This is a genomic window from Pseudomonadota bacterium, assembly GCA_034660915.1.
Lineage (GTDB): Bacteria > Desulfobacterota > Anaeroferrophillalia > Anaeroferrophillales > Anaeroferrophillaceae > DQWO01.
The window spans coordinates 1-5,485 of the sequence record JAYEKE010000031.1 but is presented as its reverse complement, the minus strand read 5'-3'; the positions used below and the strand labels follow the sequence as shown (position 1 = coordinate 5,485).

Annotated in this window: 4 protein-coding genes; 1 reads left to right on the top strand and 3 read right to left on the bottom strand. The window is 49.7% G+C overall.

The genetic code is table 11. The annotated features are described in order from the left end of the window. The 3 genes from gatB to cysK all read right to left on the bottom strand — a co-directional run. A partial coding sequence (gatB, locus tag U9P07_01695; protein ID MEA2108118.1) for an Asp-tRNA(Asn)/Glu-tRNA(Gln) amidotransferase subunit GatB occupies positions 1 to 677 on the bottom strand: 677 nt, incomplete at its 3' end. A 607-nt stretch (positions 678 to 1,284) separates the two neighbouring features. Then, positions 1,285 to 2,754: an Asp-tRNA(Asn)/Glu-tRNA(Gln) amidotransferase subunit GatA gene (gatA, locus tag U9P07_01690; protein ID MEA2108117.1), complete on the bottom strand. Its 1,470-nt coding sequence runs from the start codon at positions 2,752 to 2,754 to the stop codon at positions 1,285 to 1,287. Positions 2,755 to 3,101: 347 nt separating this feature from the next. Next, positions 3,102 to 4,004 (bottom strand): cysteine synthase A, encoded by a 903-nt coding sequence (gene cysK, locus U9P07_01685; protein ID MEA2108116.1) that lies wholly within the window; start codon positions 4,002 to 4,004, stop codon positions 3,102 to 3,104. 315 nt (positions 4,005 to 4,319) lie between these two features. Here cysK and U9P07_01680 point away from each other — a divergent pair. Continuing rightward, a partial coding sequence (locus U9P07_01680) for a DUF3857 and transglutaminase domain-containing protein (protein ID MEA2108115.1) occupies positions 4,320 to 5,485 on the top strand: 1,166 nt, incomplete at its 3' end.

The window sequence follows — 5,485 nt, the reverse complement described above, 5'->3', positions numbered from 1 at the left end:
GCCCGCTGGACATTGCGGAAAGAATTCATATTCTTAAGCTCGGCTCGAATACCGAATTCCTCCTGGTCAAAGGGCCGGATGGACACATTGGCATCACAGCGGAAGCTGCCCTCTTCCATATTGCCATCACATATTTCAAGATACATGAGGATATCCCGCAGGCCCTTGAGATAAGCAACGGCTTCAAAGGAGCTGCGCATATCCGGTTCACTGACGATCTCCAGCAAAGGCACGCAGGCCCGGTTGTAATCAACATAGCTGCCCCCCGAATAATCGTCGGGATGCACCAGTTTCCCGGCATCTTCTTCCATGTGAATGCGGGTGATACCTATCCGTTTCTGCTCGCCATCGACCATAATATCCAGAAAACCAGCCTCGCAGATGGGCAGATCATACTGGGAAATCTGGTAGCCCTTGGGTAGATCTGGATAAAAATAGTTTTTCCGGGCAAAAACACTCTTTTCAGCAATGCGGCAATTGGTTGCCAGCCCGGCCTTTATGGCATACTCAACCACCTGGCGGTTGAGCACCGGCAGGGCCCCGGGGAGTCCGGTACAGACCGGACAGGTATTGGCATTGGGTTCATTCCCAAAGGTTGTAGCACAGGAACAGAATATCTTGGTTCGGGTCAACAGTTGGGCATGTACTTCCAGCCCGATAACAACTTCAAAATTCATTCTCGGCATTCTCCATCAGATAGAGGTTCCGGTAAAACGCTAGTAAATATTCAACTTTGGTAACTATTCAGCACATCTTTATGAAGTGCACTGCTGTGAGCAAAACCGGGACTGTCCCCGAACTTTTTTGGTTTAAAAGGGGACTGTCCCAGGCTTTTGCGGCGCATACCGACATTGTTTCATAGTCCGTAAACATCTGGGACAGCCCCCGGTGAACCTGGGGACAGTCCCGAGTTTACTCCTTATTGAGTAACGATGCAATGTGCTGAATAGTTACAATTTTCTCACAAAGCCGCAAAGACCGCGAAGAGTTCAAATTGCCATATCGTCAGTCGTTTTTCTTTGCGCTCTTGGCGTCTTGAGTGAGCGAAGCGAACGGGCGCGAGACAAAAAAATAAGTATTACTGCTTTTTTGAAAAGTGGTCGAATATTTACGTAAAACGGTAAACATTCGACTACGTTTTCAGAAAAGATAAAAATACTCTCACAGAGGCACAAAGTCACAGAGAACCCGAGTCATTTGCCCTCTGTGACTCCGTGTCTCTGTGAGAAATAATAAAAATTTGTCAATCTATAGACAAAGTCGAATATTTACGTAAAACGTTTATCAGGCTCTTGATATCACCGGTTTTTTCAGGTGCCAGTCGGTTGCCTGTTCATAGTGATAGGCGGCCTGGAGCAGGCAATCTTCAGCAAATGGGCGGGCGATAAGCTGCAGGCCAATGGGAAGTCCTCCACTGCCAAAACCACAGGGAACCGAAAGAGCCGGCAACCCCGCCAGGTTAACCGGAATAGTTAATATATCAGTTAAATACATTGACAAAGGATCAGCTACCTTTTCACCGATTTTAAAGGCCGGAGTCGGCGAAACCGGAGACAAAATAAGATCGCAATGGGAAAAAACCTGCTCAAAATCCTGTTTGATCAACGTTCTGATCTGCTGGGCTTTTTTATAGTAGGCATCGTAGTAACCGGCGGACAGGGCATAAGTGCCCAGCATGATCCGCCGCTTTACTTCGGGGCCAAACCCGAGGGCCCTGGTTTTACAATACATATCAAGCAGGCCAACGGCATCCGGCACCCGGTAGCCATATTTCACCCCATCATAACGGGCCAGGTTTGAGCTGGCCTCAGCTGGGGCTACCAGATAATATGCTGCCACTGCATATTCACTGTGGGGCAGGCTGACTTCCTCAATCTCGGCCCCAAGGCCGGTAAAAACAGTAATGGCCTGCTGAACCGCTGCCCGGACTTCCGGATGGATATCCCCGGAGAAATACTCTTTGGGAATGCCGACTTTCACCCCCTTGATATCCGGTTGCAGGCCGGCAAGATAATCTGGAACCGGGAGATTGACGGAAGTGGAATCATGGGGATCGTAGCCGGCAATTTGCTGCAACAGTATCCCGGCATCGGCAACCGATTTGGTCAGAGTACCAATCTGATCAAGAGATGAGGCAAAAGCCACCAGGCCATAGCGGGAAACCCGGCCATAGGTGGGTTTCAACCCCACCACGCCGCAAAATGAAGCCGGCTGCCGGATGGAACCACCGGTATCAGAACCCAGGGCGGCAATACATTCGTCCGCTGCCACCGCTGCCGCCGAGCCGCCACTGGACCCGCCGGGAACACAGTCAGTATTCCAGGGATTTTTCGTCTGCTGATAGGCGGAGTTTTCATTGGAAGATCCCATGGCAAACTCATCCATATTGAGCTTTCCCGAAAAAACCGTCCCAGCCTGTCGCAGTCTGGCAACCACCGTGGCATCATAGGCCGGAACATAATTCTCCAGCATGCGTGAAGCACAGGTGGTAGTCATCCCTTCAGTGGACAGCAGGTCTTTAAGACCAATGGGAATCCCGGTCACCGGCGAAACAGTCTCCCCGGTGGCCCGCCGGGAATCGGCACTTTCAGCCTGGACCATGGCCACCGATTCATCAACCAGGAGATAAGCTCCAATACGATCATCGATGGCCGAAATCCGCTGCAGTACCGACCTGGTAATCTCAACTGAACTAACTTCACCCTGCTGCAATTTCTGCCGCAGAGATGCCAGTGTTTGAGCATGTAATTCCATGAAAACTACTCCTAAAACGGGGCTTAACCACAACCCAGATTTTATTTTACTTTACCATGAAGGACTGAAGAACATGAAGTTCAGTTAGAAATTCTTCAACCTCTTCATTTCTGGTTACATATTTTTCTAGTTTTTTATACCCCTCAATGGGGTATTACATACGCCTCGGTGGGGACAGTTTTTAAAACTGTCCCTCCCCCATTGGTGATTAGCGGCGGACGCGGGGACATTGCTTTAGCGCGCCCCACAAGCCGGCCATGGACGGCCGGCGAGAATGAGCGAGAGCCATGCCGGAACATCCCTGTAAATTTTTTGCAGCTTTTTTTAGAGCAACTCAGAAAGTTGAGTTATATCAGACTGGTGCTGAAATATCGTTCAATCCGATCCGGCAGGATGGTCACCACCCGTTTATCCGGACCCAGTTCATTAGCTACTTTAATTGCCGCCCAGACATTAGCGCCCGATGAAGTCCCAACCATGGTGCCCTCAAGACGGGCCAGGGAGCGGGTGGTTTCAATGGCGGCGGCGTCGCTGACCGTCACCACCTGGTCAATGAGAGAAACATCAAGCACCGGCGGCACAAAGCCATCGCCAATCCCCTGAATCTGGTGCAGACCGGGCTCCTGCCCCAGGAGGGCGGCGGAATTTTCCGGCTCCACCGCCACTATCCTGATATGTGGATTCTGTTCTTTCAAAAACTTTCCGGCACCTCCCAGGGTGCCGCCGCTGCCCACTCCGGCAACAAAGGCATCGACGTTACCCTCCAGTTGCTTCCAGATTTCCACCCCGGTGGTCAGATAGTGAACTTTCGGGTTGTCGGGATTTTCAAACTGGCCCATGATATGGGCCTGGGGAATTCCCGCAGCCAGCTCCCGTGCTTTCTTAACCGAACCGGTAAGACTGTCAGCTGCAGGCGTCAGCACCAGCTCCGCCCCCAAAGCCCGGATAATCTTTTTCCGCTCTTCGCTCATATCTTCGGGCATAACAATAATAACCTGATAACCCCGATGAATGCCGACAAAAGCTACCGCGATACCGGTATTCCCCGAGGTGGCTTCGACAATAACCGAGCCAGGCTTCAGCTCTCCACGTTTCTCCGCCATGGTAATCATATATTTTGCCACCCGGTCTTTGACACTTCCTCCGGGATTCAGATACTCTCCCTTGGCAAAAATCGGAATCGGGGCAATTTTTGTCAACCTGAGAATCGGGGTATTACCAATCACATTGAGAATGTCATAAAATTCCATTTATACGGTCTCCTGGAAATCCAGCTGCCACTCACGCGCAACGAAATGTTGCAAAAAAAACCTGGGTAGTTTACTATAATCTCGTTGATAAATAAAGTTATTTTTCCCGCGGGTTCACATAGAGGATAATATAATTCAAGTAACTATCCAGGTGCTTTTTTCAACACCACCCGTTCGCAATGCTCACTTGAGAACACAGAGATTGAGCGCAAGCTTTATACTTTTTGAGTAATACTTCAACGAAACTAAATTCGCAATGGGTGTAAAAGAGAGTTTTTTCTCTGTGACCTCTGTGTACCCTGTGGTAAAAATCTCATGCCAAATAATTACAAATTTAAAATATTTTTCCCTAAACCCCGTTTGTTTTTCGTCTGGCTTATCGCCTTCCTGCTGTTGTCGGCTCTCAGCACTACGATGCCGGCGGCAGCAGCCGCTGATATTGATTTTCTCCAACAGATTACCCGAAAAGAATATCCCCATGCCCACGTGGTACTGGCCCGGGAAAACGAATCCATCAGCTACTCACATTCCGGCGAATCACGTTCAGAAGATGAAATTTTCCTGACCATTCTGGATGATCAGGGAAAACGGGAACAGGCTGTCCAATCCTTCCATGTTAACCGCTCCTACAGCAGGCTGGACATAACCCTGGTGGAAATTATCAAAGCCGATGGGAAAAGGATATCCATTGATGTTGCGGCAAATTCCAAGGAAGATACTTCCAGCCGCAACACAAACATGAATATATACAACCCTAACCAACGGGTAATCAGGGTTTATATTCCGGGGCTGGAAATCGGCGATACTATCCATTACCAAACTGTTCGCGAACGTTTTAAACCCATAATCCCCAACCATACCTATGGCATGGTCCTTGGCCAATATTTTTTTCCTGTACACGCTTACCATTTCACTCTGACCGGGCCGGCAGACATGCCCATGCACCACTTGATTAAAGATAACATCGAAGGCTGTGTTTCCTATAAAGAAAAAACCGGAAAAGGATTGACCACCAGAAAATGGATTTTCAGCCAGGTTCCGCCGGTAATCCCTGAACCATCAATGCCACCCATCAGCCAGGTGGCCATGCGACTCTTATTCTCTTCACTGGATTCATGGGAAGCAATCTCCCGCTGGTATTTTGAGCTGGTGGAACCTAAACTGCAGCCAACTGCTGAAATGGTGGCCATGGTTAAAGAACTGACGGCCAACCTGATCACCCCGGAAGATAAAATGGCAGCCATTTTCTATTTTGTCGCCCAGCAGATCCGTTATATGGGAATTACCGAAGAATCCAACCGACCGGGGTTCGAACCGCACCAGGTGGGTCTGACCTTCAGCCGCCGCCATGGTGTCTGCAGGGACAAAGCGGCATTGCTGGTCAGCATGCTGCGCCTGGCAGGGATGCAGGCAAATCCGGTTTTAATCAGCGTCGGCAAAAAGCTGGATCAGGAAATCCCCCTGCCCTATTTCAATCACGC